Below are 26,284 nucleotides of genomic sequence, written 5' to 3' on the forward strand. Positions count from 1 at the left end.
CCACTCCGTCACGGGCTTTAAGAACATTTTTGACTGAGTAGCTCCGCGAGCTCGACGTCGATCATCATACATCTCGGTAGATTGTCGTCGGGGCCGTTCGCCACGGTCCCGTTCGCCTTTTCGAACGGACGCTCGCAGTCGTCGGTGAGTCTGAAACTGTGCGACGACTCGTTCACAACCCTTCGTATGCACAGCGGGTGTGATTCAGTCGATCCTGACCGACTGACTCGGTTCTTTTTTTAAGTCCAGTCCGTCTGTGACGTCGAACTCGTCAAGCCGGAATAGCCGCTCGCGTTGCGGTCGAGGCGTCGCGGACCCCGACCGAGAGGGTCGATCGCGGCGAATACGGTCACAAAAAGGGGTCAGCGTAGCGTTACCACTCACCAGGAGCCGCGCTGCCGGATGATTTGGCCCCTTTGCCACGCGCTGGCCGTGTCTTCGCTCCCGTGTCGTTGCGACGGTGCGTCACCGGCTCTCTGAGCCGCACTGGGTCGTGACCGGCGTCGCTACGGCCTTCTCGGGCGTACCCCTCTCGTAGATCCGCACTCACGAGTCGCAGTCGAGACGGCGGTGAGCGCGATCGTCTCGGTCACTGTAACCCGACCGAACCCGGGCGGGAGGTGACGCCGGATTCCGGACAGATGCCACTCACCGGGTGCTATCCGGTAGTCAATCACGCGAACACCATCCGCCGTTGTAGCGCAGATTCGGCGGACGTGACGGTCGACGATCCGTGAGCGGTTTGGGTCAGTCTGGACGGTTCGATGCGGGACACCCATCTCTGCCGATGTGGGTGTTCTCAAGGCGTAGACCGACTCTCGATTTGCTTCGGAACGGGCCGTGAAAGAATGGGCGCTGCAGGATTTGAACCCGCGACAGCTTGGTCCGAAGCCAAGCACTCTATCCAGACTGAGCTAAGCGCCCGTACGCCTCGCTACTTCGGTGAGGATGTTAAGTCCCGCGATTCGAAATCGCTTCGGACCGGATCGGATCGTCGTCGATGATCGTCGACGCCACGGGCGATCAAAAAGAATATTATCGGGACCCGGTATGGTTTCCGTAGTAGATGTGTCCTGGTCGCACGGCGTCACTGCCGAACGAGTGGCCCGAGTCGGTTCCGTCGTCGCTGAGGTACGCCCATGTATGACCTGAGGCCACACTTCGACGAGGAGGTCGAACCCGGGACGAACCTCCTGCTTACCGGCCCGCCGCTCACCGGGAAGCGGTCGCTGATGATGGACCTGCTGGCGGCCGGGACCGAGCGCGGCGACGGCGCGATCGTCGTCACCACGAAGGACGGCGCCGACCGCGTGCTGAAAGACTACGCCAAGCGGACGCCCTACGAGGGGAAACCGGTCGCGGTCGTCGACTGCGTCACCCGCCAACAGGGCGTCACCGACGTCCCCGAGTCCGACCGGATCAAGTACGCCTCGTCGCCGGTCGACATGACCGGGATCGGGATCAAGCTCTCGGAGTTCCTGCAGGCGTTCGGGGACCGCGGGATCGAGGAGAACCGCGTGATGGTGCACTCGCTGTCGACGCTGTTGATGTACTCCGACCTCCAGACGGTGTTCCGCTTTCTCCACGTGTTCACGGGTCGGATCCAGAGCGTGAACGGCCTCGGACTGTTCAGCATCGACTCGACCTCGCACGACGAGCAGGCGATGAACACCCTCAAACAGCTCTTCGACGGCGTCATCACGGTCCCCGAGGACGGCGAGCCCGAGATCCGGCTCGCCTGATCCGCCGGTCGGTGCGAGAGTGCCCGCCGACCCGCGCCGCCGGGCGTTTTAATCTGCGCGACCGCGTACGCTCTGCCATGCCGATCACCGACGACGAGGGACTCGACCGACTGCTCGACGCCGACGCGATCGCCGTGATCGGCTGCTCGACGACCCCGGGGAAAGCCGCCCACGAGATCCCGGCGTACCTCCAGCGGCACGGGTACCGGGTGATCCCGGTCAACCCCTTCGCCGACGAGGTGCTCGGTGAAACCGCGTACGACAGGCTCGCGGACGTCGAGAGCGACGTGGACCTCGTGAACGTGTTCCGCCCGAGCGAAGAGGTGCCCGAGGTGCTCGGAGCGGTGCGCGAGCGGCACGCGGAGCGCGGCGACGCGGGCGCGGCGTGGCTCCAGCTCGGGATCAGCCACGACGAGGCGGCCGCGGACGCGGAGGCCGACGGGATCGAGGTCGTGCAGGACAAGTGCATGAAAGTCGAACACAGGCGGCTGCGCGGATAACGAAGCGAACCGAACGCCGTCCCGACTACCCTTCCCACTCCTCGAACGAACGGTAGACGCCCTTCGAGAGGTACCGCTCCGAGGAGTCGGCGAACACGGTGACGACGGTGTCGGAGGGAGCATCGATCTCGCCGTCGTGGATCCCCCGGGCGACGCGCTTGGCTGCGATCGCGTTCGCGGCCGCGGAAGAGGCGACCAACTGTCCCTCCTCGGCGGCGAGCCGTCTCATCTCCTCGTGGACCTCGCGGTCGGGGATCGCCTGAATGTCCTCGACGAGGGCCGGGTCGAACAGCTCGTTCCGCTCGATGTCGTGGGTGCCGATCCCCTCGGTCTTGTACTCCTCGTGGTCCACGTCCTCGCCGAGGAACTCCCGGTACGCGGAGCCGGCGGGCTCGACGGCGACGACGTGGGTGTCGGGGTCGCGTTCGCGGAAGTAGCGGGCCATCCCCATCAGCGTCCCGCCGGTGCCGCAGCCGGCGACGACGGCGCCCACCTCGCCGTCGAGCGCCTCATCGATCTCGGGAGCGGTCGTCTCGTAGTGCGCCTCGGCGTTGAGCGGGTTCGAGAACTGCTGGGGGACCACCGCGTCGTCGAGCTCCTCGGCGATCTCGTGAGCGCGGTCGATGGCGAACCCCATCCCGTCCTCGCTCGGGGTGTTGACCACCTCCGCGCCGAGCGCGCGCATGAGCTGCTGTTTCTCCACCGAGAAGCGCTCGGGGACGACGAACACCGCGTTCAGCCCGAGCTGCCTGGCCGCGACCGCCAGCCCGATCCCGGTGTTGCCAGCGGTCGGCTCGACGACGGTGCCGCCCTCACCCACGTCGCCGCGCTCGAGCATGCGTTCGAGCATGTACTTCCCGATGCGGTCCTTGATGCTCGCACCGGGGTTGAACGACTCCAGCTTCGCGTACACCGGCACCTCGTCCGGGGAGTCGTGCACCCGGACGAGCGGCGTCTCCCCGATCGTCTCCAGCACCGACGACAGGGGCTCCCGATGGGTCGTCATGTTGCCGCAATCGTTGCCGGCCCTTTTGCGTGTTTCCATGATCGGCGCCGCGAGGGACCGCCGATTCGAAGGGGTGAGGCCGTACCGGGGATCGAACAAACTTATGCCCCTCGTCCGGTTCCGAAGAGGTATGAGCGAGACCGATGCGCAGGCCGACGTGACGGTCGTCCTTCCGGACGGATCAGAGCTGGACGTTCCGGCGGGGGCGACAGTCGAGGACGTCGCCTTCGAGATCGGGCCCGGGCTCGGTCGCGACACGGTCGCGGGGAAGATCGACGGCGAACTCGTCGAAAAGCACGCGGAAGTCCACGACGGCGCGCGGATCGAGATCGTCACGGACCAGTCCGACGAGTATCTCACGGTGTTGCGCCACTCCGCCGCCCACGTGTTCGCGCAGGCGCTCCAGCGGCTCCACCCCGAGGCGACCCTGACCATCGGTCCCCCGACGGACGAGGGGTTCTACTACGACGTGACGGACGTGGACCTCGACGAGGACGACCTCGACGCGATCGAAGACGAGATGGAGGCGATCATCGAGGCGGACTACGACATCGAGCGGGAGGTCCGCTCTCGCGAGGAGGCGAAGGAGGTCTACGCCGACAACGAGTACAAGCTGCAGATCCTCGAGGAAGAGGCCGACGACGAGGAGGTCACCTTCTACGTGCAGGACGGCTGGCGGGACCTCTGTCAGGGCCCCCACGTGGAGTCGACGGGCGAGATCGGCGCGGCGACCTTACTCGAGGTCTCGGCCGCCTACTGGCGCGGCGACGAGGACAACGACACGCTCACCCGGGTGTACGGGACGGCGTTTGCGAGCGAGTCCGACCTCGAGGAGCACCTCGAACTGCGCGAGGAGGCGTTGGAGCGCGACCACCGGAAGATCGGCCAGGAGATGAACCTCTTCTCGATCCCGACGGTGACCGGTCCCGGCCTCCCGCTGTACCACCCGCCGGGCAAGACCGTGCTCCGCGAGCTGTCGGACTTCGCGAACGAGCTCAACCGCGAACACGGCTACGAGGAGGTCGAGACCCCCCACGTGTTCCGGACGGAGCTGTGGAAGAAGTCCGGCCACTACGAGAACTACAAGGATGACATGTTCCTCCTCGACGTGAACGACGAGGAGTACGGGCTCAAGCCGATGAACTGCCCGGGCCACGCGACGATCTTCGACCAGCAGTCGTGGTCGTACCGCGACCTCCCGCAGCGCTACTTCGAGAACGGGAAGGTGTACCGGAAGGAGCAGCGCGGCGAGCTCTCCGGGCTCTCGCGCGTCTGGTCGTTCACCATCGACGACGGGCACCTGTTCGTCCGCCCGGACCAGATCAGACAGGAGATCGAGTCCGTCATCGAGATGATCTTCGAGGTCGTCGAGACGCTCGATCTGGACGTCGAGGTCGCGCTGGCGACCCGTCCCGACAAGTCGGTCGGGAGCGACGAGATCTGGGAGTCCGCGGAGGAACAGCTCCGCGACGTGCTCGAGTCCGGCGGCTACGACTACGACGTCGAGCCCGGTGACGGCGCCTTCTACGGCCCGAAGATCGACTTCGGCTTCGAGGACGCCCTCGGCCGCGTCTGGGACGGCCCCACGGTCCAGCTCGACTTCAACATGCCCGACCGGTTCGACCTCACCTACACGGGCGAGGACAACGAGGACCACCAGCCGGTGATGATCCACCGCGCGCTGTACGGGAGCTACGAGCGCTTCTTCATGGTGCTCATCGAGCACTTCGACGGCGACTTCCCGCTGTGGCTCGCGCCCGAGCAGGTCCGCATCCTCCCCGTCTCCGACGAGACGCTGGGCTACGCGCACCGCGTGAAAAACGAGCTGGAGGACGCCGGCTTCCGCGTCGAGGTGGAGGACCGCGACTGGACCGTCGGCCGCAAGATCCGCGCCGGCCACGACGACCGGCTCCCGTACATGGTGATCGTCGGCGACGACGAGCAGGAGGCGGGCACCGTCTCGGTCCGCGACCGCTTCGAGAACCAGCGCGGCGACGTGGACCTCGACGCGTTCGTCGACCACCTCGTTGCCGAGCGCGACGAGAAGCGCACCGAGCCGAGGTTCGTCGACGCGGAGTGACCGGGCGGGAACCCGGGACCGACCGCGCCGGGTTCGGTTTCGTCGTGTTTTTGGCGTTGCTCTCGGTAGCCCACCCATGGGTGACGCATCCGTGTTGACCGAGCGAGAGGACGACGCACCGGACGTAGGGGAGTTGACGCCGCCGGACCGGACGCTGATGGGGCCGGGACCGAGCGACGTCCACCCACGCGTGTTGAAGGGGATGAGCACGCCGCTGGTCGGTCACCTCGACCCCTCGTTCGTCGAGATCATGAACGAGGTCCAGGAGCTGTTGCGCTACACGTTCCGGACCGACAACCAGTGGACGATTCCGGTCTCGGGGACGGGATCGGCGTCGATGGAGGCCGCTATCGGCAACCTCGTCGAGCCGGGCGATACGATGCTGGTCCCGACGAACGGCTACTTCGGCGGGCGGATGAAGTCGATGGCCGAGCGCGCCGGCGGCGAGGTCGTCGAGGTCGACGCCCCGTGGGGCGAGCCGCTCGATCCGGTCGACGTGGAGCGCGCGTTCGACGAGCACCAGCCGGACGTGTTCGGATTCGTCCACGCGGAGACCTCGACCGGGGTCCTCCAACCGAACGTCCCGGAGTTGACAGACATCGCGCACGACCACGACGCGTTCGTGATCGCCGACTCGGTCACGTCGCTCGGCGGCGTCGAGCTGCGCGTCGACGAGTGGGACATCGACGCGGCCTACTCCGGGCCGCAGAAGTGCCTCTCGTGTCCGCCCGGCGCGAGCCCGCTCACGCTCAACGACCGCGCGATGGACAAGGTGCTCGACCGCGACGAACAGCCGCGGTCGTGGTACCTCGACCTCTCCCTCTTAGAGGGGTACTGGGGCGACGACCGCGCGTACCACCACACCGCGCCGATCACCAACGTGTACGCGCTCCGCGAGGCGCTCCGCCTCGTCGCCGAGGAGGGGATCGAAGCGCGGTGGGACCGTCACCGCTCCGTCGCCGGCGACCTGAAAGCGGGCCTGCAGGACCTGGGCCTCGAGATGAACGCCCCCGACGAGTACTGGCTCCCGAGCCTGAACGCGGTTCGGGTGCCGGACGGGATCGACGACGGCGCCGTCATCGACCATCTCTTGGAGGAGTACGACCTCGAAATCGCCTCCGGCCTCGGCGACCTCGAGGGCGACATCTGGCGGATCGGCTGTATGGGCCACTCCGCGCGGCCGAAGAACGTCGAGTACGTCCTCGCGGCGCTGGAGGACGCGCTGTCCGAACAGGGGTTCTGAGCGGCCGGCAGCAGCGGGGAGCACCGGAAGAGACATCGGAGTCCCCGATTCCGACCGTCACCGCCGAGGGGTTTTTCAGTGTCCATCTCCCCCATCGGTAGGGGTATGAACGATCTACGAACCGGACTGAGCTACGGAGACGTGCTCCTGGTCCCGCAGCGGTCGCCGGTCGACAGCCGGAGCGACGCGGACCTCTCGACGCGGCTCACGCCGGGCGTCGAACTGGAGACGCCGCTCGTCTCGGCGGCGATGGACACCGTCACGGAGGCGGAGCTGGCGATCGAGCTCTCGCGAGCCGGCGGGCTCGGCGTGCTCCACCGGTTCCTCACCGTCGACGAGCAGGCGGCACAGGTCGAGGACGTGGCCGCGGCCGGCGAGCGAGTCGCCGCCGCCGTGGGGATCAACGAGGACTACGTGGCCCGGAGCGCCGCGCTGGTCGCGGCCGACGTGGACGCACTGGTCGTCGACGTCGCGCACGGGCACCTCGAACGGACTATCGCGGCGGTCGAGGAGATCGCCGACGAGTTCCCGGACACGGATCTGGTCGCCGGCAACGTCGCCACGCCCGCGGGCGTCGAGGACCTCGCGGCCGCCGGCGCCGACTGCGTGAAGGTCGGCATCGGCCCGGGCTCGCACTGCACCACGCGGAAGGTCGCCGGGGCCGGCGTCCCGCAGCTGACCGCGGTCGACGACTGCGCGTCGGCGGCCGAGGAGCTGGACGTGACGACCTGCGCCGACGGCGGGATCCGGACCTCCGGCGACGCGGTGAAGGCGCTGATGGCGGGCGCCGACACCGTGATGCTCGGGAGCCTCTTCGCCGGCACGGCGGAGGCGCCCGGCGCGGTCGTCGAGGTCGACGGGACGCGGTACAAGCGGTCGCGCGGCATGGCGACGACCGCCGCCGCCGAGGACCGCGACGACAAGGGGACGGACGTGGTCGCCGACGAGGGCGTCGAGGCGCTGACGCCGTACAAGGGACCGGTCGCGACGGTCGCCGAGGAGTTCTGTCAGGGGATCCGCTCGGGGCTGTCGTACTGCGGCGGCCACACGATCGAGCGCGCCCGCGACCGGGCCGAGTTCATCCGCGTCGCGCCGGGCGCGAAGGAGCGCGAGGGGTTCCACACCGACGACGACTGGGAGGGAGTCAGCGTGGACAGCGAGACGAAGCGAGTCGCCGATTCGACCGACGGGTCGACGGCCGAAAGCGACGACTGAGGGGCTGACTGGGGGCTGCGGAATCGACCCGACCGGGACGACCGACGCCTCCCGTGTGTGACTGCGAGGCGACCCCACGGACAGCTTTTCACGCCGGGCGGACAGGTGCGTCGCATGACCGACGCCTTCGGACGCGCGATCCGCGACCACCACCGCGGCGACCGGACCGAGCCTCTCCTCCAGGGTGACGGGGAAGAGACGCGAGAACACCCTATCGAGGCGTTCTACGTCGATCCGTTCGACCCCGAAAGCGACGCGGGCTCGTGGCTGGCGTCGCGGGTGGACGGGCCGCTCGTCGACCTCGGCGCCGGCGCGGGCCGACACGCGTTGGCGTTTCAAGACCGGTTCGAGACCGTCGCGGTCGAGACCAGTCCGGCGCTCGTCGAGACGATGCGCGACCGCGGCGTCGCCGATGCCCGCGAGGGAGACATGTTCGCCCTCCGGGACGCGTTCGAGCGAGACCGGTTCGCGTCGGCGCTCGCGGTCGGCACGCAGATCGGACTGGCCGGCTCGATACGGGGGCTCTCGGCGTTCCTCGGTGACCTCGCGTTCGTGACGACGCCGGACGCGACCGCCGTGGTCGACTGCTACGACCCGGACCGTCCCGGTGCCGCGGCCCTCCTCGGGTACCGCGAGGACCCGACGCCGGGGCTCGCACATCGGGTCATGTGGTTCGCGTACGACGGGGAGACGGACCCGACGCTCCACTTCAGACTGTTCTCGCCGGACCGGCTCCGTGAGGTGGCCGTCGGGACCGGGTGGGAGGTCGAAGCGATCGACCGCGACGGGACCGGGGACGGACCGCATTACCGGGCCGCGCTCCGGAAGCGGTGAGCGGGAGACTGCGTCGCCGTCCGTCGCCGCTCGCCTACCACGTCGTCAGCGCCGCGCGACCGTGATCTCGCGCGAGGATCGCGAGGAACGCGAGCACGCCGGTGATCGCGAACGCGCCGCCCACGTAGAAGACGGACGCCATGCTCACCTCGACCATCAGCCACCCGGCGATGAGGGGGCCCGCCACGGAGCCCGGTCGCCAGACGAGTTCGCGGATGCCGAAGCTGGACGCGACGCCGCCGTCGTCGGTCCCTTCGTCGGCGAACAGCGCCATGCTCGCGGGCTCGCGGAAGGAGTCGGCGACGCCGAGCAGTCCCGAGAAGGCGACGAGCGGCAGGTACGCCGGAGGCAACTCACCGAGGATCGGGAGCGTCGTCTCGGCGCCGAGCGCGGTCCCGATGGCGGCCGAAAACGGGATCGCCATCGCGATCAGCCCGTAGGCGCCGCCGCCGGCGAAGACGAACAGCGACCGACCGTAGGCGTCCGAGAGCCGACCGGTGAACAGCTGGCCGACCATGTTGGTCGCCTTCTCGGCGGTGACCGTGACTCCGATGGCGACGCCGGTGACGCCGAGACCGCCCGCCGCCATCTCCGTACTGACGTAGATCGGGACCCACGTCCGCACCATCGTCACGGCGAACGCGTACTGCGCGCGGAAGCTCGTCATCGTGAGTATCCGGCGGTTCACGGCGAGGTCCGAGAACGGGAACCCCTCGATGCGACTGTCGTCGTCGTCGAGGACGAGCCACGTGACGACCCACGCGGCGACCATCAGCACCGCGATGATCGTGAAGATGGGACCGAAGCCGACCGCGTCGTACATCGCCCCGGCCGACAGCGAGCCGACGATCGAGGCGGCGAAGGAGGCGGCGTTCGCCTTGCCGATCTTGTCGGCGCGCGTCCCGACGTCGGCGATCTGCCCGACCAGTGACAGCGTCATCAGGCCCGCACCGGTGACGACGAGCCCCTGGAGGGCGCGGGCGACGATGAACGAACCCGAGGAGTCGACGAGCGGAAACAGCGCGTAGACGCCGGCGCCGACCGCGAGCACGCCTAACAGCACGGTCCGCTTGTCGAACCGGTCCCCGGCCCACGCCAGCGGGACGACGGCGACCGTCTGTGCGAGGGTGAACCCCGTGGTGTACATCCCGATGATGAACCCGGCCGAGATGGTGACGCCGAGCACCGTCGTCGCCTGCGGGTCGAGGGTGTTGATGTACGTCCCCAACAGGGTAATGAGCGTGATGAACCCGAACCCCTCGGCGAACCGCGTGAGATAGAGGGCCCAGAACTGAGATCGCTTCGGGCCGGTGCCTGCGTCCGCGTTGCTCACACCGGATCGGCGCGCACCGGTTCAAAAGGGGTTTCGGTTCGAAGTGTCCGCGAGGTCCGGCGTGGGCGACTATCGCCGTCGGATTTATGAAGCGCCTGAGCCGACGGACGGACATGGGCGATCAGGCCTGCGACCGCCGGTTCTGTCCGGAGTGCGACCTCGCGGTCTCGCGCGTCGACGACACCTGCCCGGACTGCGGTGCGCGGCTCGAGCCCGTCGAAGGGTGACGCGGGGGGTGGACCGGCGGCGTCGAGTTCGTCGAGTTCATCGAGTCCGTCGAGCCCCTCGTCACGGCGGCCGATCGGGTAGCACGGGCGGCGCGTGGGACCGTTCCCTCGCATTTCACGGACCGCACGCGGGACCGTTCTCGCATATTACCTGATAATCTGCAAATCACACGGAATATGCACAGTCATTCATTTATGAAAGTTAGCAAACACTTTTGAGGGGAGCGGATGAGTTACGTTACGCATGGAAGTTTCAACAAAAAGACTGATAGCCGTCGTATTATCTGCGGTGATGCTGACCTCCGTGGTGGGGGTGGTCGGCGCACAAGAGCTGCGGCCACAGGTGGAGTCGCCGACGGACGCCAACGCCAACGCCACGGTAGCGTTTTCGGACCAGACGACTGACGGCACGTCGGTGACCGTGGATTCGGTGAACACGTCCGACGGCGGGTTCGTGGTGATCCACGACGACAGCCTGCTCGACGGAGAGGTTTCCGGGAGCGTGATCGGCGCCTCCGAGTACCTCGAACCGGGTCAAAACGAGAACGTGTCGGTCACGCTGTTCGACGACGTTCCGGGGGCGACGTTCAATCAAACGGAACTGACCGAGGACGAGACGCTGATCGCGATGCCGCATCGCGACACGAACGCGAACGAGAGCTACGACTTCGTCGCGACGAATATGTCAGATGACGGGCCGTACGTCGACAACGGCACGGCGATCACTGACTCGGCGAACGTCACCGTCGAAGCCGGCGAGACCACCGGCGAATCGTTCGTCGTGTCCGGCCTGAGTGCCCCCGAGGTCGTCGAACGGGGCGACGCGCTGAACGTCAGCGCGACGATCGAGAACCCCAACGACGAGGCGGACACGCAGACCGTGGAGTACCGGTTCGCCGGTAACGTGACGGTCCGCGAGGAGGTCACCCTCGATGCCGGCGAGTCGACGGAGTTCACGACATCGGTCAACACGTCGGAAGTCGCTTCCGACGCGTACATCCACGGCGTGTACACGCGCGAAGACGGGCAGCCGGCCCAGGTCCGGATCGTCGACGAGATCGGCTCCCTCGAGGTCACGGACCTCACCGCGCCCGAGTCGGCGAACGTGGGCGACGAGGTCACGGTGACCGCCACCGTCTCGAACCCCAACGACTTCGCCGTCGAACAGCCGGTCCAGTTCCGGTTCGACGGCGCCCTCGTGGAGACCCGAACCGTTGACCTCGACGGCGAGAACTCGACGGACGTTCAGTTCGAAATACGGGCCACGGGTCCGCCGGGCACGTACATCCACAGCGTCTTCACGAATGACTTCGGACAGGACGCGATCATCACCGTCGAAACGCCGGGCGAAGGGCCCCCGGCTGACGGCGACGACGGAGACGACGGAGATGACGGCGACGACGGAGACGACGGCACGGACGGTGACGATGGCGACGACGGTACGGACGGAGAAGACGGCACGGACGGTGATGACGGCACCGACGGCGAAGATGGTGATGACGGTGATGACAGTGATGACGGTACCGACGGCGACGACGGAGATGACGGCACCGACGGCGAAGACGGCACGGACGGTGACGATGGCGACGACGGTACGGACGGAGAAGACGGCGAAGACGGTGATGACAGCACTGACGGCGAAGACGGTGATGACAGCACTGACGGCGAAGACGGTGATGACAGCACTGACGGCGAAGACGACGAAGAACAGACGGACACTCCGGAAGACGCGTAAGTAACTCGCTTCCCTGGGAGTCCATTTTTCGGCCTGCTGTCGCAGACGTGACGCATTCCGGTCGCCGGTAGCAACGGTGACCCGTCGCGATCAACGTCGATCTACCGATCGACCACGCTCATAGTCCAGCCTCCAGCGGAACCGCTAATGGCCCTAATGCGTAGATAGAGGTATTTCAGCCGCTAACAGCTTGACTCGGTAACCGTCTTTTAGAAAGCGGGCCGGGCGCGATTTGAACACGCGACCGACGGATTAAGAGTCCGTCGCTCTCCCTAACTGAGCTACCGGCCCTCAATCCATCGTACCCGTGTCGACGTAAAAGGCCTTTTCATTCGACGGCGAGCGAGGTCGGTTCGACAGGTCCAGAAACCGACGGATGAAACCGGGACATCCGTGACCGCGACGACCGTTCCTATGGGAAACCATTATCAACTACCGTTGTGTACTACGTGTCGTATGTCAGACAACCCAATCAGCGAACGGATTGACCGTCGGACGCTCCTCCGCGGAGCGGCCGCGGCCGGCGTCGTCGGACTCGCAGGCTGTTCGGACAACGGCGGCGACGGAAGCGATGGCTCCGACGGTAGTGATGGGAGCGACGGGAGCGATGGCAGCGACGGCTCCGACGGAAGCGACGGGAGCGACGGCGGAAGCACCGATGTCATCCGTTGGCACGCCGGCGGCACCGGCGGGACGTACTTCCCGCTGTCGGGCGAGTTCGAGGGGATCATCGAGGACAACACCGACTACCCGGTCGAGGTCTCCTCGACGGGCGCGTCAGTCGAGAACGTCGGCAGCCTCAGCAACGGCGACGCTGACTTCGCGCTGATCCAGAACGACATCGCCTACTTCGCCCGCAACGGCGAGGGGCTCGAGGCCTTCGAGGGGTCCCCGGTGGAGAACCTCCGCGGGGTCGCGACGCTGTACCCGGAAACGATTCACGTCCTCCTCAACCCCGATGCGGGTGTCGAATCGCTCTCGGACCTAGAGGGCATGCGCGTCAACACCGGCGACCTCGGTAGCGGGACCCAGGTGAACGCGCTCCAGATCCTCGAGTCGGCCGCGGGGCTGACCGCCGACGACTTCGAGGAGCAGAACACGGACTTCACCCAGGCGGCCAACCAGCTGCGCGACGGCGACGTCGACGCAGCGTTCGTCGTCGGCGGCTGGCCCGTCGGCGCGGTCGAGGAGCTCGCGACGACCACGGACGTGCAGATTCTCAACATGTCCGACGAAGAGCGGCAGGCGGCCCGCGACGACGCCTCGTGGTTCGCGGACGACACGATCCCCGCCGGTACCTACGAGGGCATCGACGAGGACGTCGACACCGTCTCCGTGCAGGCGATGATCGCGACCCGCGCGGAGTTCTCCGCGGACACCGTCGAGGCGGTCACCGAGGCCATCTTCGAGAACCTCGACCAGCTCTCGATCAAGACGGACTTCATCACCGTCGACTCCGCACAGGACGGGATGTCGGTAGAGCTGCACGAGGGTGCGGCCCGCTACTTCGAGTAGCGTGGCCCCCCGGTCGCGACTCCCGTCGGGTCGACGCGGAACCGCCCTCGTCGCCGTCGCCCTCGTGGCGACCGTCGCGTTCGCGACGGGAGTGGCGTTCGCCGTCGGCGCGGTCGACACCGTCGCCGGCGACCCGACGCTAGTCGTGACCGACGAGAACGGCACCGAGCTGGTGGCGACCCCGGTCTCGGACGGGACGGAAATCGTCATCGAGTACACACACAGCGTCGAGAAAACGACCGTTCGAGACGTGTACGTCCAGAGAGACGGAGCGCTGGTCATGACCCGGATGGAGTTCAGCTCCTTCGGGGCCGGGCTCCCCTCGCAGGCGGACGTGACGGTCCGGGACGGCCGGTACGTCTATGAGCCACCGTCCGAATCGTACCCGACACTGCACCTCAAGACGGGTGCCGTCGCCGACCACGATCTGATCGTCGGCGACGAGCGGTACGACATCGCCGGAATGAGCGGCGGCGGGGCGCTCGAACTCACGATCGAACGGCGGCTGACGCCGGAGCTGTAACCGTCGGCGTCGCGCGTGCTGGCGCGGAGAGGCGGTCGCGAAACAGAAATACGAGAGGGTAACACAACTGTGACGACGAACACATCAGACGGGATGGAACCGGACTCGGAGGGAACCGAAGCGGCCGACCAAGTGTTCGAGGAGATCGACAACCGGCGCTCGCTGACGGGGGCCGCGCTGGTCGCCGTCGCACTCGTCGGCATCGCCTTCTCGGCGTACCAACTGTGGCTCGGCGCTCGAGGGTTCGTCTTCGAGTTCGCGATCCCCGGCGTCACCACGGTCAGGCTCGGTGCGCTCTCGTCGCTGCAGGTGCGGGCGATTCACGTCAACTTCGCGCTCGTGATGGCCTACCTCCTGTTTCCGGGATCGTCCGGCGACGGAGCGGTCACGCGCCGGATCGCCGCGCTCCCGTCGCTCGCGCGCGATCGGCTCGGCGACTCGCCAGTGACGCGGGCGGCCGAGGGAGTCCGCCGGGGCGTCTGGTGGCTGTTCGTCGACGAGGAGTCGACCCGGATCACGCCCTCGGACCTCGGACTGGTCCTGCTGTCGACGTTCCCGACGGCGTACTACCTCACGCAGTACGACGAGGTGACGGACGTGATCCGCATTCTCGGACTCGGGGGCGCCCGGACGTTCGGCGAAGTGGTCCCCCCGCTCGCGGCGCTCGAGGTCGGGCCGCTCGCCGAGTACAGCCTCGCGTACCTGATGGGCGTGCTCGCGATTCTCCTCGTGTTGGAGGCGACGCGCCGGGCGCTCGGACTCCTCCTGACGCTGCTCGTGAGCGTCTTCCTCCTGTACGCGAAGTACGGCTACCTCCTGCCGCGGGACGTGCCGGTCGCGCGAACGTTCGCCACCTCCCAGCTGCGCTGGGACCAGATCGTCCAGAACCTCTGGTACACGGTCGAGGGTATCCTGGGCGTGCCGGTGGGCGTCTCGGTGCGCTTCATCTACATCTTCATCCTCTTCGGCGCGTTCCTGGAGATGTCCGGCGCCGGCAAGTGGTTCATCGATCTGGCGTACTCGATCACGGGCACGCGGAAGGGCGGTCCGGCGAAGGCGAGCGTCGTCGCCTCCGGGTTCATGGGGATGCTCTCCGGCTCCTCGGTCGCGAACACGGTGACGACCGGTGCGCTGACGATTCCCCTGATGAAACGCTCCGGCTACTCGCCGGAGTTCTCCGGCGCGGTCGAGTCGTCGGTCTCCTCGGGCGGCCAGATCCTCCCGCCGGTGATGGGCGCGGCCGCGTTCCTCATCGTGGAGTACACCGGCACGCCGTTCCGCGATGTGGTCATCGCCGCGACGCTGCCGGCCATCGCCTTCTTCTTCGGGATGTGGGTGATGGTTCACTTCGAGGCCGCGAAACGCGGCATCGGCGGGTTAGATCGGGAGCAGCTCCTCGATCTGGGACCGCACATGCGCCGCGGCTGGTTCTACCTCGTCCCGCTCGGACTGCTGCTCCACTACCTCGTGATCGCCCGGCTCTCGGTGGGACGTGCCGGGTGGCTCACGATCATCGCGACGGTGGCGCTCATCGCGATGGTCGCCGCCTACAACGAGCGGACGGGACCGTACCTCGTCGGGAGTATCTTGGCCGGGTACGCGCTGTTCGCCGTCTCCTTGGCCTCGCTCGGCGTGACACCGATCGAGTTGGCGTACGGCGCCGAGGCCTCGGAGTTCGGCGCGGTGGGGGCACTCAGCGAGGCCGCGTCCTCGCTGCCGACGATCATCGCGGCGATCAGCGTCGTCTTCCTCCTCGCCGACCCGCGCGGGGACGCGCCCCTGCTCGACCTCGACGACGACGTGATCGACGCGGCGACGTGGTTCGACGAGCGGACCGGCTTCGAGGTCGCGTCGTCGCGGGCCGGGCAGTTCGGGTCGTTCGTGCTGAAGGCGATGGACTCCGGCGCGAAGACCGCGACCATCGTGGTCGTCGCGGTCGCTGCCGCCGGGATCATTCCCGGCGTCATCGGAATCACCGGGCTCGGCGGCAGCCTCCGGGCGCTCATCATCAGCGTGAGCGGCGGCTCGCTCGTTCTCCTGCTGATCCTCGCCGGCCTCGCGGCCGTGATCGTCGGGATGGGGATGCCGACGACGGTGATGTACATCATCATCGTCGTGCTGCTCGGTCCCGTCCTCCCCGAGTTCGGGATCGCGATCCTGGCGGTCCACCTGTTCGTCCTCTACCTCGGACTGATGGCGGACGTGACCCCGCCCGTGATGGTCGCCGCGTACGCCGCGGCCGGGATCGCGAAGTCCGACCCCTTCGATACAGGGAAGCAGGCGTTCCTGCTCTCGCTGAACAAGATCCTCGTTCCCTTCGCCTTCGTGTTCTCGCCCGGGATCCTGCTGATCCGCACGACGGACGGACAGGGGTCGGTCTTGACCGGCGCCGACTTCGCCGACCTCGGCTTCTTCCTCCCGGAGGTCGTGGCACCGATTGTCGCGGTGTTCGCCGGCGTGTACGCGCTCGGCGTCGCGATCATCGGCTACTACCACACCGACGTGCGATCCGGGTCGCGCGTCTGGCTCATCGCCGCCGCAGTGCTGCTGTCGGTCCCCGGGATGGTGCTGCTCCCGGCCAGCGCCGCTTTCGGGATCGTCGGCGTCGACGTCGCGCTGTACTCGGTCACGAACGAGCTCGTTGCGCGAGGGGTCGGCGCGGCGATACTCCTGGTCGGGCTCGTCCGGAACCGGCGGCGTGCGGGGGGCGACGACTACGAGGAAGACGAGTCGGACAGGCGGGGGCAGCGGGACTCCTCGACGGCGGCCACGCAGTAGGTCCCCCTCGCGCCGAGAGCGCACTCGTTAAGTGTCGTCCCGCGGAAATCACGGGCAATGAGTAGTGGGGCATCCGGATCGGCGCGAACGCGATACGCGATCCTCGGCTGTGGGAGCGTCGGGCACGCCGTCGCGGAGGACCTGACCGGCCGCGGCAAGGACGTGCTCATCCTCGACCGCGACGAGAGCCGAGTCGAGGCGCTCCGCGACCAGGACCTCAACGCCCGCGTGCAGGACATCGCCGACCCGGACGTGGTCGAGGCCCTCGACGACCGGGACATCGTGTTGATCCTGGCGAGCGACGTCGAGGCCAACAAGGCGGCCGTCTCGGCGGTGCGCGACACCGGCGGCGACCACTACGTCGTCGTCCGGGCCTCGGACCCCGTCAGCGAGGACGAGCTGCGCGAGCGCGGCGCCGACGTGGTGATCAACCCCTCGACGGTGATCGCCGACAGCGCGCTCCAGTCGTTGGAGACCGGCGAGCTCGAGTACATGGCGCGCCAGCTCGCGGAGATCATCGAGGGCGGGGACAGGCGGATGGCGATCTTGACCCACGACAACCCGGAGCCCGACTCGATCGCGTCGGCGACCGCGCTACAGGCGATCGCGGGGGCGTTCGGCGTCGAGGCCGACATCCTCTACTCGGGAGACGTGGGGCATCAGGAGAACCGGGCGTTCGTCAACCTCCTCGGAATCGACTTGGTGGCGCGCTCGGACGCGCCCGACCTCTCGGAGTACGGGACGGTCGCCGCGGTCGATCTCGCGAAGTCGGCCGAGGACGGCTTCGACTTCGACACCGAGATCGACATCTACCTCGACCACCTGGAGGCGGAGGTCCCCTTCGACGCCAGATTCGTCGACGTGCGGACCAACGTCTCCTCGACCTCGACGATCCTCACGAAGTACCTCCAGGAGTTCGACCAGTCGCCGACCGAGGCGGTCGCGACCGCGCTCCTCTACGGGATCCGCGCCGAGACGCTCGACTTCAAGCGGGACACGACGCCCGCCGACCTGACGGCGGCCGCCTACCTCCACCCGTTCGCGAACCACGACACGCTCGAACAGGTGGAGTCGCCGTCGATGAGCCCCGAGACGCTGGACGTGCTCGCGGAGGCGATCCAGAACCGCGAGGTGCAGGGGAGCCACCTCTTCTCGACGGCCGGGTTCATTCGCGACCGGGAAGCGCTCGCGCAGGCCGCCCAACACCTGCTCAACTTGGAGGGGATCACGACGACGGCCGTGTTGGGGATCGCCGACGACACCATCTACCTCGCGGCGCGCTCGAAGGACATCCGGCTGAACATCGGGAACGTCCTCGACGAGGCGTTCTCCGAGATGGGCGACGCCGCCGGCCACTCGACGCAGGGCTCGCTCGAGATCCCGCTCGGCATCTTCACCGGGATCGAGTCGAGCGGCGATAACCGCGACACGCTGCTCAACCTCACCGAGGAGGCCGTCCGCCGGAAGCTGTTCGACGCGCTCGGCGTCGAGGGCGGCGGCGAGAGCGGGAACGGGTCGTGAGCTCCGGGAACGGGTCGTGAGCTCCGAAAACGGTCCCGTGAGCCCGCCGATGCGATTTTCCCCCGCCGGCCCGTAACGGGAACCAACCGCGACGCTCACGATGTACGTCCCCGAGGACCCGCCCGAGACCTGCCCCGCCTGCGGCGACCCGTACGCGTCGGTGTCGCGCCACGACGACGGGTTCGTCGTCAACCTCCTCGACAACGAGCGGTACCGACGGGTGTGTTTCCACCCGGTCGATCCGGCGGTCGACGCCGACGCCGCGTTCGACTGCTTCCACCACACGCACCGACAGACCGGGAGCTCCGCGGTGGAGTAGTGCGTCGAAAAATCGGCGGCGGTTCTCGCGGCCGGCGACCGAGCGTTAGAAGCCGTCGCCGTCGGTGATCGAGGTGTACGACCCGATCAGCGCGCCGGTGAGGTCGACGTTCTCCAGCGTGACGCCCTCGTCGAGCACGGAGTTGCGGATCTTTGAGTCCGTGATCGTCGCGTCCGGGAAGACGACCGAGCGTTCGAGCGTCGAGTCGGTGACGGTCGCGCCCGACATGACGTGGACCACGTCGCCGAGGTCGGAGTTCTCGACGGTGGCGTCGTCGTCGACGAGCGTGCCGCCCTCCAGGGCGTACTCGACCGCGTCGAGGTAGCTCTCGGCAGTGCCGATGTCGAACCACGCGCCGTCGAAGGTGTACGCGTGGACGGCGCCGCGGTTCTGGAGCCACTGGAGGAACCAGCCCGGCTCGTCGGGATTCTTCCCCTCTTCGAGGTACGTCTCAAGGTCGGGGAGCGTCTCGGCCGGGAACGCGTAACAGGCGATGGAGACGAGCGTCGATTTGGGGTCGTCGGGCTTCTCCTGGAAGTTCACGACCTCGTCGCCGTCGAGCTCGACGAGCCCGTACGACTTGGCGCGCTCGCGGTCGCCCACGTCGTAGGCTGCCAGCGTCGGCGTCCCCTTGTCTTCGAAGAAGTCGGCGAAGTCGGCCAGATCGAAGCTGATCATGTTGTCGCCGGCGACGACGATGAGGTCGTCGTCGACGTTCTCGCGCTCGACCAGCTGGGCGAGCGCCCCGACGACGCCGAACTTCTCGTCCTCCTCGACGGTCTCCTCGACCGAGAGGGTCGGTTTCTGGAACGGGCTGTCCGCGAGGTAGTCGGCGAACGTGTCGGCGAAGCGCTCGTTCGTCGAGACGAACACCTCGTCGACGCGGTCGTCGGCCTCGAAGTCCTCGAAGATCTCGTCGATGACGGTGTTTTCGCCGACCGGTAGGAACATTTTCGGTCGGGTCTCGGTGATCGGCCAGAGCCTCGTCGCGTAACCCCCCGCGAGTACAACGGCTTTCATATGCCTCTCGTCTCACCCCGACGACATACTTCTTGCGCTCCTGTCAACGGCGGGAAACTGCACGGCAGTTGTTTTCGCGGGGACGTCGAGTGCGGTGGGGGCGTCGAGTACGACCGATGCGTCGAGGCTCCGGCTACTCGCTCAGCCGGTCGGTGTCGATCGTGACGCCCGGCGGCGTGACGACGAGGAACCCGCGGAAGTGCATCAGCTCGCCGCCCATGTCCTTGACCTCGCGCGCGAACCCCGCGGCGAGCTCGTTGAGGTCGCCGTCGACTGACAACACGAGGGTGTTGCCGTAGTCGACGCTGCGGACCCACTCGTCGGGGTCGGTGGTCCCGTCGAGGACGCCGAGGACGACGTCGCCGGCGGCCGCGAACGCCTCGTCCATCTGCTCTTCGGCGTCGCGCAGGTCGAGGTCCCAGTCGCTCATACCACAGGGTTGCGAGGCGACGGCAAAAACGTTCGGACGCGAACCGTCGCCGCCCCGGCGCGGAGTCGTTAAGTACGCGCCGACCGCAGCGAGGGTATGGAACGCACGCGGCGGTCCCTGCTCGCGGCCGGAGCGACGGTCGGCGTCGTCGGCGCGGCGGGGTGTCTTGGCGGCGGCGGAGGCGGCGAAAGTGGCGGCGGCGGGAACACGCTCGATACGGGCGAGTACGACTGCGACCTCTCAGAGCCGTCGGACCCGAACCTCGACTTCCGCCCCGTCATCGGTGACTCCGAAGCCGACGTGGTGGTACGGGCGTTCGAGGACTTCACCTGCGGTCACTGCGCCACCTACAAGCTGGACCACTTCCCGACGATCCGCGAGGAGTACATCGATCCCGGCGAGATACGGTACGAGCACTGGGACTTCCCGATCCCCGTCAACGAGACGTGGGCGGCCCCCGTCGCCAGCGCGGCCCGCGGCGTCGGCGACCGGGAGGGCGCCGAGGCGTTTTTTGAGTTCGCATCGGCAGCGTACGAGTCGCAGGGAAGCTACAGCGGCGAGGCGATTGGCGCCGCCGCCGAAGCCGCCGGCGCGGACCCCTGTGCCGCCATCGCCGACGCGCAGTTCACGGCCTACGAGGAGGCGTCGATGAGCGACCGAAGCGAGGGCGAGTCGATGGGCGTCAGCGGGACGCCGACGATCTTCGTGAACGGCGAGGCGGTCGACACGTACGAGGCGGAGACGATCGCGGCCGCGATCGACGAGGCGCTGTAGGCCGGCCCCGGGGCGTCCGGCGCCTCACGTCCCCGAGCGTCGGCCTTTTGCCCGTTCGGCACGTTTTATAAGTGAATGACGGAAGACGACCGCGGCGAGCGGCGGCGGCTGGGCGCCGTCGTGCTCGCCGTGCTGATCTCGCAGGTCCTTTTATATCCCGGCGTGCCGGATCTGGTCGTCGCGCTGGGGGCGCCGGCCGGCATCGACGCCGGGATGTGGTTCCTCGTCGCGGAGTTCGGCGCGTTCGTGACCTTCGCGGTCGTCTGGGGCGCCGCGAGCGACGCGCTCGGACGGCGGGCGCCCCTGATCGTCGCCGGCGCGCTCGGGGGCGCCGCCTCGTACGTCGCGCTCGCCGCGGTCCCCGAGTTCGGGTTCGGCTTCCGGGCGGCGCTGGCGGTCCGGATCGTCGGCGGCGCGCTTACCATCGGCGCCTTCTCGCTGGCGATCACGTCGCTGATGGACCTCCGAGGCGGTAACGGGCGCAACATGGGGACCGCCGGGGTCGCGATCGGGCTCGGCGCGGCGGTCGGCTCCGTCGTCGGCGGCGCGCTCGCCGACGCGAACGTCTTGTACCCCGTCTACGCCGGCGCCGCGGTACTGGCCGGATCGGGGCTGCTCGCGGCGACGGTCGACGACCGAGTCGTCTCCGACCGCGCCGCCGCCGATCGGTCGGCCGAGACGGGTGCCGCCGGCGCGGATCCCGCCCGGAGCGACGTGGGCTTCCGCGAGGTGCTCGCCCGGGCGCGGACGACCCCCGGCCTCCTGGTCCCGCTCGCGTTCGGCTTCGTCGACCGGCTCACGGCCGGGTTCTTCGCCTTGGTCGGCGTCTACTACTTCCAGGACCCGGAGACGTTCGGCCTCTCGGCGGCGGCCGCGGGGGCGACGCTCGCGCTCTTCTTCGTCCCCTTCGCGCTGCTGCAGGCCCCGTTCGGATCGCTCTCGGACCGAGTCGGCCGGTTCCTTCCCGTCGTGATCGGGTCGATCGCGTACGGGGTCGTCACGATCGGTGTCGGCGCGGCGCCGATCTACCCCGTCGCGGCCGCGCTCATGGTGCTCGTCGGGGTGTGCGGCGCGCTGATGGCGCCGGCGACGATGGCGCTCGTCACCGACCTCGTCGAGCCGGAGGCCCGCGGCGCCGCGATGGGGCTGTTCAACGTGTTCGGCTCGCTCGGGTTCCTCGCCGGCTTCCTCATCGGCGGGAGCGCGACTGAGGCGTTCGGCTACGCCCCCGCGTTCCTCGCTGTCGGCGGGCTCGAGCTCGCCATCGCGGTGGCGCTGTTCCCGGCCGTGAGGGCGATCGCGCCGGGCGGCGGCCTCCTCGGGCTCGGCGGCGGGACCGGGCGGTCGCCGTCGGAGTGACCCCTCGGACGCGAGCCCGACGCGACCCGAAAGCGGGCCCGAACCGCGGCGGCGCGGCCGCTCGAGTCGAGTCCTTTTAAGGCGCTCGTCCCCTCCGTACCGACGACAGATGGACATCCTCGTGGTGGGCGCGGGCGAGATCGGTCGCTGGATCGCCGACACCGTGTCGGCCGACGAGTCGCCGGTGGACGCGACCGTGGCCTTCGCCGACCGCGACCCCGAAGTCGCCGCCGACGCGGCCGCGCCGCGCGCCGCCGAGGCGGTCCCGGCCGACGGCGACAGCACCCACGACGCGGTGTGTCTCGCGGTGCCGATGTCGGCGGTCCCCGCCGCCGTCGAGGCGTACGCGCCCCGCGCGAAGCGGGCGATCCTCGACGTCTCGGGGGAGATGACCGACGCGGTCGCGGCGATGCGCGAGCACGCCCCGGACCGCGAGCGCGCGAGCTACCATCCGCTGTTCGCGCCGCCGCGCGTCCCCGGAAACGTCGCCGCGGTCGTCGACGAGGGCGGGCCGGTCGTCGACGGCATCTCGGCCGCGATCGAGGCCGGCGGCAACGAGGTGTTCGAGACGACGCCCGCGGAACACGACGAGGCGATGGAGACGGTGCAGGCCGGCGCGCACGCGGCCGTGCTCGCGTGGCGGCTCGCCGGCGAGGACGTGCGGGAGGAGTTCCACACGCCCGTCTCGGCCGCGCTCGACGAGGTCGCCGACACCGTCACCGAGGGGTCGCCCGCGGTGTACGCCGAGATCCAGCGCGCCTTCGACGGCGCCGACGACGTGGCCGCGGCGGCCCGCGAGATCGCCGCCGCCGACTCGGAGGCGTTCGCGGCCCTCTACGAGCGCGCCCGCGGCGACCGCGAGGGGCGAGAGCGACACGAGTGAGTCGGCCGACCACGCCAGTGATCCCATGATAGACAGAGCAGCCGTCCGGAACAACGCCAACTACCTGCGCAACGTCAGACCGATCGACCCCGAGGAGATCGCGGAGTACATCGAGGGGGGAGCCCACCCCGCCGTCGTCCGCGAGACGCTCCGCGAGGAGGCGTTCGACCTCCGGCTCCGCGAGCGCGAGGACGGCGCCTTCGAGCCCGTCCCCGAGGAGCCCGTCCCGGCGCCCGGCTGGGCGCCGACGGCGCTGCCCGAGAACTACTCGTTCGCCCTCGAGGACCTGCTGGTCCGGGAGTTCGGCGCGAACTGGCACCGCGGGGAGTCCGGCGACGAACTGCGCGAGGCGGTGCGCCGGCTGAAGGACGACTACCTCTACGGGAACGACGTGGCGTACGACCGGGTCGCGGCGCTCGGGTACGCCATTTATCACCTGCCGGCCTACTACGCGACGATCGGCTACGTCCTCGACGACCTCGTCGAGAACGCGCTGCTCGACCGGACGCTCCGCGTCCTCGACGTGGGCGCGGGCGTCGGCGGCCCCGCGCTCGGCCTCCACGACTACCTCCCGGACGACGCCGTCGTCGACTACCACGCCGTCGAGCCGAGCGCGGCGGCGGACGTGCTCGATCAGATGCTCGACGAGACGGGACGGAACTTCCGGCCGACGATCCACGAGGAGACGGCGGAGTCGTTCCTCGGGATAGAGGGTCGAACGGCGACGAGAAGTGACGACACCCCGGACGAGTTCGATCTGGTGGTGTTCGGGAACGTCCTCTCGGAGCTCGACGACCCGGCGGGGGTCGTCGAGGCCTCGATCGACCGGCTCGCGGACGACGGGAGCGTCGTCGCGTTCGCGCCCGCCGACCGCAACACCGCCATGGGGCTCCGGGAGGTGGAGCGGGCGGTCGCGACCCCCGAGAGCGGCGTGTCGGTGTACGCGCCCGCCCTCCGGCTCTGGCCGGACGCGACTCCCTCGGACGGCGGGTGGTCCTTCGACGTGGCCGAGGACCTCGAGGTCCCGCCGTTCCAGCGCCGACTCGACGAGGCGGCCGAGCGCGGCTCGGCGGACGAGCCGGGCGAGTTCGTCAACGTCGACGTGCAGTTCGCGTACGCGATCCTCCGCCCCGACGGGAAACGGCGAGTCGACGTGCGGGCGAGCGACGGCCGCTGCGCGCGCATGGCCGACTCCGAAGGGCACGTCACCGACCGCGTGAACTACCTCGCCGTCAAGCTGAGCCACGACCTCAGCGACGGCGACAACGCGCTCTACCTCGTCGGCGACGGGTCGCAGACGGTGGACCACTACCTCGTCTGCACGCGGGAGACCGTGCTCAACGACGACCTCCGGGCCGCCGACTACGGCTCCGTGGTCTTCGTCGAGAACGGGCTCGTGCTCTGGAACGACGACGAGGGGGCGTACAACGTGGTCGTCGACGACGAGACGGTCGTCGACCTCGTGGCGCCCTGAACGGGGCGGAGCGGTCCGAGTTTCTTCAGTCTCCTCCGACCGGCTCGATCAGCTCCGGCGCGTCGACGCCGGGGGAGTTCACGCGCGTCGAGACCGGGTGGGCCGTCAGTTCGTCGGCCGGATAGGGGTCGAGCAGCGCGGCGGCCTCGTCGGGGTCGCCCCGGAGCCACGTCCCCTCCTCGCTCGGGTCCAAGATCACCGCCATCCGGTGGTGGAGGTCGGCGACGAGGTCGTTCGGCTCGGTCGTGACGACCGTGAACGCCTCGACGGGTCCACCGTCGTCGTCGTCGCCGCCATCGTGCGCCCCGCCGCCGAACGCGCCGAGCCCCGTCTGCGTCGTCTCCGGCTCCGGGGGCTCCCACCGCTCGTAGAGTCCCGCCATCGCGAACGGCCGGTCGTCATCGAAGGCGACGCGATAGGGGGTCTTGCCGGCGCCGTCTCGCTCGCCGTCTGCGCCTCCCTCGACCCACTCGTAGAACCCGTCCGCGGGGACGAGACACCGCCGGCGCTCGAACGCGTCGGCGAAGCTCCGCTTTTCCCGAACCGTCTCGGCGCGGGCGTTGATGAGGTCGAACGGCTCGTCGGCCCACGAGGGGGTGAGCCCCCACTTCATCCGGGTCGCAGCGGTCGGGTCCTCGTCGGCGATCACCGGCAGGTCCTGCCCGGGCGCGCAGTTGTAGCTCGGTTCGACGCCCGCGAAGTCGGCGTCGAACCGGGCTTCGAGGTCCTCGGTCGGGGTGAAGAGGGTGTAGCGACCGCACATGGATACGGTCGGTTGGGACCGGTAATACTTAAACGACATCTGGACGGGACGGACCGCGAGGGACGCCGTCGCCTCCCGTCGGGTTTTTGCCCGCTCGACGCCGCGGTCGGGTATGCGCATCGAGAACAGCTTCATCCCGGTCGAGGGGGTCGGCGAGACGACGGAGCGCCGCCTCTGGCGCGAGGGCGTCACCACGTGGGAGTCGTTCGACCCCGCGGTCGACGTCGCGGGCGTCGGCTCGACCACCGCCGATCGGATCGAGTCGTTCATCGCCGAGGCGCTGACCCGGCTCGACGACGGCGACTCCGCCTACTTCGATCGGACCTTCCCGAGCGGGGAGCGCTGGCGGCTCTACGAGAACTTCCGCGAGGAGACCTGCTTCTTCGACATCGAGACGACCGGCCTCGACGAGCATCGCAACCAAGTGACGACGGTGAGCTTCCATCGGGACGGCGAGACGACGACGCTCGTCGCCGGCGAGGACCTCACCGCGGAGCGGCTCCGCGAGCGGTTCGCCGACGCCAGCCTGCTCGCGACGTTCAACGGCGCGCGGTTCGACGTGCCGTTCTTGGAGACCTCCTTCGACATCGAGATCGACACCCCGCACCTCGATCTCATGTACCCCTGCAAGCGGATCGGGCTCTCCGGGGGACTGAAGCCGATCGAGAAGGCGATCGGGATCGAGCGCGACCGCCCGGACCTCTCGGGCAGAGACGCCGTCCGGCTCTGGCGCGAGTACGAGCGCGGCGACGACGACGCGCTCGACACCCTGGTCTCGTACAACCGCGAGGACACGGAGAACCTCCGGACGCTCGCGGACGCCGTCACCGAGACGCTCCACGAGGACGTGTTCGTCGCGGACGCCGTCGAGCGGTAGTCTCTGTAGACAGAGCGGCGAGCGACTTCGGGAGTGAGCGTTGCAGGTCGGGAGCGAAGATACGGTATTTAAAAGAACATGAGCGACGGCGACGATCGCTTATAAAGAACGGTGCGGTGGCGCGCCCCGGTGA

22 protein-coding genes, 2 tRNA genes and 1 pseudogene are annotated in these 26,284 nt (G+C 68.6%); 17 read left to right on the plus strand and 8 right to left on the minus strand.

The genetic code is table 11. The features are described 5' to 3' along the window. Positions 1-17: 17 nt before the first annotated feature. Positions 18-176, minus strand: a complete 159-nt coding sequence (locus C469_RS17815) for a DUF7386 family protein (protein ID WP_449272113.1) — start codon at positions 174-176, stop codon at positions 18-20. 673 nt (positions 177-849) lie between these two features. Then, a tRNA-Arg gene (locus C469_RS02745) sits at positions 850-924 on the minus strand. Between the two features lie 215 nt (positions 925-1,139). Here C469_RS02745 and C469_RS02750 point away from each other — a divergent pair. Both C469_RS02750 and C469_RS02755 read left to right on the plus strand, forming a co-directional pair. Beyond that, positions 1,140-1,742 carry an RAD55 family ATPase gene (locus tag C469_RS02750; RefSeq protein WP_008003663.1) on the plus strand — a complete coding sequence of 201 codons (603 nt, stop codon included), beginning with the start codon at positions 1,140-1,142 and terminating at the stop codon, positions 1,740-1,742. A 77-nt stretch (positions 1,743-1,819) separates the two neighbouring features. Next, positions 1,820-2,242, plus strand: coding sequence for a CoA-binding protein (locus C469_RS02755; RefSeq protein ID WP_008003665.1), 423 nt, complete (start codon positions 1,820-1,822; stop codon positions 2,240-2,242). Positions 2,243-2,267: 25 nt separating this feature from the next. Here C469_RS02755 and C469_RS02760 read toward each other — a convergent pair whose 3' ends face one another. Next, positions 2,268-3,248, minus strand: coding sequence for a PLP-dependent cysteine synthase family protein (locus C469_RS02760; protein ID WP_008003667.1), 981 nt, complete (start codon positions 3,246-3,248; stop codon positions 2,268-2,270). Between the two features lie 103 nt (positions 3,249-3,351). Between C469_RS02760 and thrS the strand changes: the two genes are divergently transcribed. From thrS to C469_RS02780, 4 genes are all read left to right on the plus strand, one after another. Continuing rightward, positions 3,352-5,328 carry a threonine--tRNA ligase gene (thrS, locus tag C469_RS02765; protein WP_187127436.1) on the plus strand — a complete coding sequence of 659 codons (1,977 nt, stop codon included), beginning with the start codon at positions 3,352-3,354 and terminating at the stop codon, positions 5,326-5,328. A 76-nt stretch (positions 5,329-5,404) separates the two neighbouring features. After that, positions 5,405-6,571, plus strand: coding sequence for a pyridoxal-phosphate-dependent aminotransferase family protein (locus C469_RS02770; protein WP_008003671.1), 1,167 nt, complete (start codon positions 5,405-5,407; stop codon positions 6,569-6,571). A gap of 105 nt (positions 6,572-6,676) precedes the next feature. After that, complete coding sequence (locus C469_RS02775; RefSeq protein ID WP_008003673.1) at positions 6,677-7,786, plus strand: guanosine monophosphate reductase; 1,110 nt, start codon at positions 6,677-6,679, stop codon at positions 7,784-7,786. Positions 7,787-7,900: 114 nt separating this feature from the next. Further along, positions 7,901-8,620, plus strand: a complete 720-nt coding sequence (locus C469_RS02780) for a hypothetical protein (protein WP_008003675.1) — start codon at positions 7,901-7,903, stop codon at positions 8,618-8,620. A gap of 34 nt (positions 8,621-8,654) precedes the next feature. Here the strand turns inward: C469_RS02780 and C469_RS02785 are convergent, their stop codons facing one another. Beyond that, entirely contained in the window at positions 8,655-9,953 is a 1,299-nt protein-coding gene (locus tag C469_RS02785; protein WP_008003676.1) for an MFS transporter, read from the minus strand. Between the two features lie 519 nt (positions 9,954-10,472). On the opposite strand from C469_RS02785, the gene C469_RS17340 reads away from it, so the two are divergent. Further along, on the plus strand, positions 10,473-11,915 hold the full coding sequence (locus C469_RS17340; protein ID WP_008003678.1) for a DUF7282 domain-containing protein: 1,443 nt from the start codon (positions 10,473-10,475) through the stop codon (positions 11,913-11,915). Positions 11,916-12,132: 217 nt separating this feature from the next. Here the strand turns inward: C469_RS17340 and C469_RS02795 are convergent. Continuing rightward, a tRNA-Lys gene (locus tag C469_RS02795) sits at positions 12,133-12,206 on the minus strand. Between the two features lie 165 nt (positions 12,207-12,371). Between C469_RS02795 and C469_RS02800 the strand changes: the two genes are divergently transcribed. The 5 genes from C469_RS02800 to C469_RS02820 all read left to right on the plus strand — a co-directional run bounded on the left by C469_RS02800 (position 12,372) and on the right by C469_RS02820 (position 18,571). Next, the gene (locus tag C469_RS02800) at positions 12,372-13,430 is read left to right on the plus strand and encodes a TAXI family TRAP transporter solute-binding subunit (RefSeq protein WP_008003679.1); all 1,059 of its coding nucleotides are present in this window, start codon (positions 12,372-12,374) and stop codon (positions 13,428-13,430) included. Position 13,431: 1 nt separating this feature from the next. After that, the gene (locus C469_RS02805) at positions 13,432-13,953 is read left to right on the plus strand and encodes a DUF1850 domain-containing protein (RefSeq protein ID WP_008003680.1); all 522 of its coding nucleotides are present in this window, start codon (positions 13,432-13,434) and stop codon (positions 13,951-13,953) included. Positions 13,954-14,022: 69 nt separating this feature from the next. Next, the gene (locus C469_RS02810) at positions 14,023-16,731 is read left to right on the plus strand and encodes a TRAP transporter permease (RefSeq protein WP_049910955.1); all 2,709 of its coding nucleotides are present in this window, start codon (positions 14,023-14,025) and stop codon (positions 16,729-16,731) included. Positions 16,732-16,788: 57 nt separating this feature from the next. Further along, a complete protein-coding gene (locus C469_RS02815) occupies positions 16,789-18,252 on the plus strand; it encodes a DHH family phosphoesterase (RefSeq protein WP_008003682.1) in 1,464 nt (487 codons plus the stop codon). Positions 18,253-18,352: 100 nt separating this feature from the next. Beyond that, on the plus strand, positions 18,353-18,571 hold the full coding sequence (locus C469_RS02820; RefSeq protein WP_008003684.1) for a hypothetical protein: 219 nt from the start codon (positions 18,353-18,355) through the stop codon (positions 18,569-18,571). A 45-nt stretch (positions 18,572-18,616) separates the two neighbouring features. On the opposite strand, the gene C469_RS02825 is transcribed toward C469_RS02820, so the two are convergent. Together C469_RS02825 and C469_RS02830 are read right to left on the minus strand one after the other, a co-directional pair. Next, positions 18,617-19,591 carry a sugar phosphate nucleotidyltransferase gene (locus C469_RS02825; protein WP_008003687.1) on the minus strand — a complete coding sequence of 325 codons (975 nt, stop codon included), beginning with the start codon at positions 19,589-19,591 and terminating at the stop codon, positions 18,617-18,619. A gap of 136 nt (positions 19,592-19,727) precedes the next feature. Further along, positions 19,728-20,021, minus strand: a pseudogene (locus C469_RS02830) (DUF5779 family protein); the annotation flags it as partial. Positions 20,022-20,117: 96 nt separating this feature from the next. Between C469_RS02830 and C469_RS02835 the strand changes: the two are divergent. The 4 genes from C469_RS02835 (at position 20,118) to C469_RS02850 (ending at position 24,511) form a co-directional block, all read left to right on the plus strand. Then, a complete protein-coding gene (locus C469_RS02835; RefSeq protein ID WP_008003690.1) occupies positions 20,118-20,795 on the plus strand; it encodes a DsbA family protein in 678 nt (225 codons plus the stop codon). Positions 20,796-20,870: 75 nt separating this feature from the next. Next, on the plus strand, positions 20,871-22,154 hold the full coding sequence (locus C469_RS02840; RefSeq protein ID WP_008003693.1) for an MFS transporter: 1,284 nt from the start codon (positions 20,871-20,873) through the stop codon (positions 22,152-22,154). A 109-nt stretch (positions 22,155-22,263) separates the two neighbouring features. Beyond that, positions 22,264-23,037, plus strand: a complete 774-nt coding sequence (locus C469_RS02845) for a prephenate dehydrogenase/arogenate dehydrogenase family protein (protein ID WP_008003694.1) — start codon at positions 22,264-22,266, stop codon at positions 23,035-23,037. Between the two features lie 25 nt (positions 23,038-23,062). Beyond that, a complete protein-coding gene (locus C469_RS02850) occupies positions 23,063-24,511 on the plus strand; it encodes a small ribosomal subunit Rsm22 family protein (RefSeq protein WP_008003696.1) in 1,449 nt (482 codons plus the stop codon). A gap of 25 nt (positions 24,512-24,536) precedes the next feature. Here C469_RS02850 and C469_RS02855 read toward each other — a convergent pair whose 3' ends face one another. Continuing rightward, positions 24,537-25,274, minus strand: coding sequence for an SOS response-associated peptidase (locus C469_RS02855; RefSeq protein WP_008003698.1), 738 nt, complete (start codon positions 25,272-25,274; stop codon positions 24,537-24,539). Between the two features lie 112 nt (positions 25,275-25,386). Between C469_RS02855 and C469_RS02860 the strand changes: the two genes are divergently transcribed. After that, positions 25,387-26,151 (plus strand): ribonuclease H-like domain-containing protein, encoded by a 765-nt coding sequence (locus tag C469_RS02860; protein ID WP_008003700.1) that lies wholly within the window; start codon positions 25,387-25,389, stop codon positions 26,149-26,151. Positions 26,152-26,284: the final 133 nt, after the last annotated feature.

The organism is Halorubrum lipolyticum DSM 21995, from assembly GCF_000337375.1.
Lineage (GTDB): Archaea > Halobacteriota > Halobacteria > Halobacteriales > Haloferacaceae > Halorubrum > Halorubrum lipolyticum.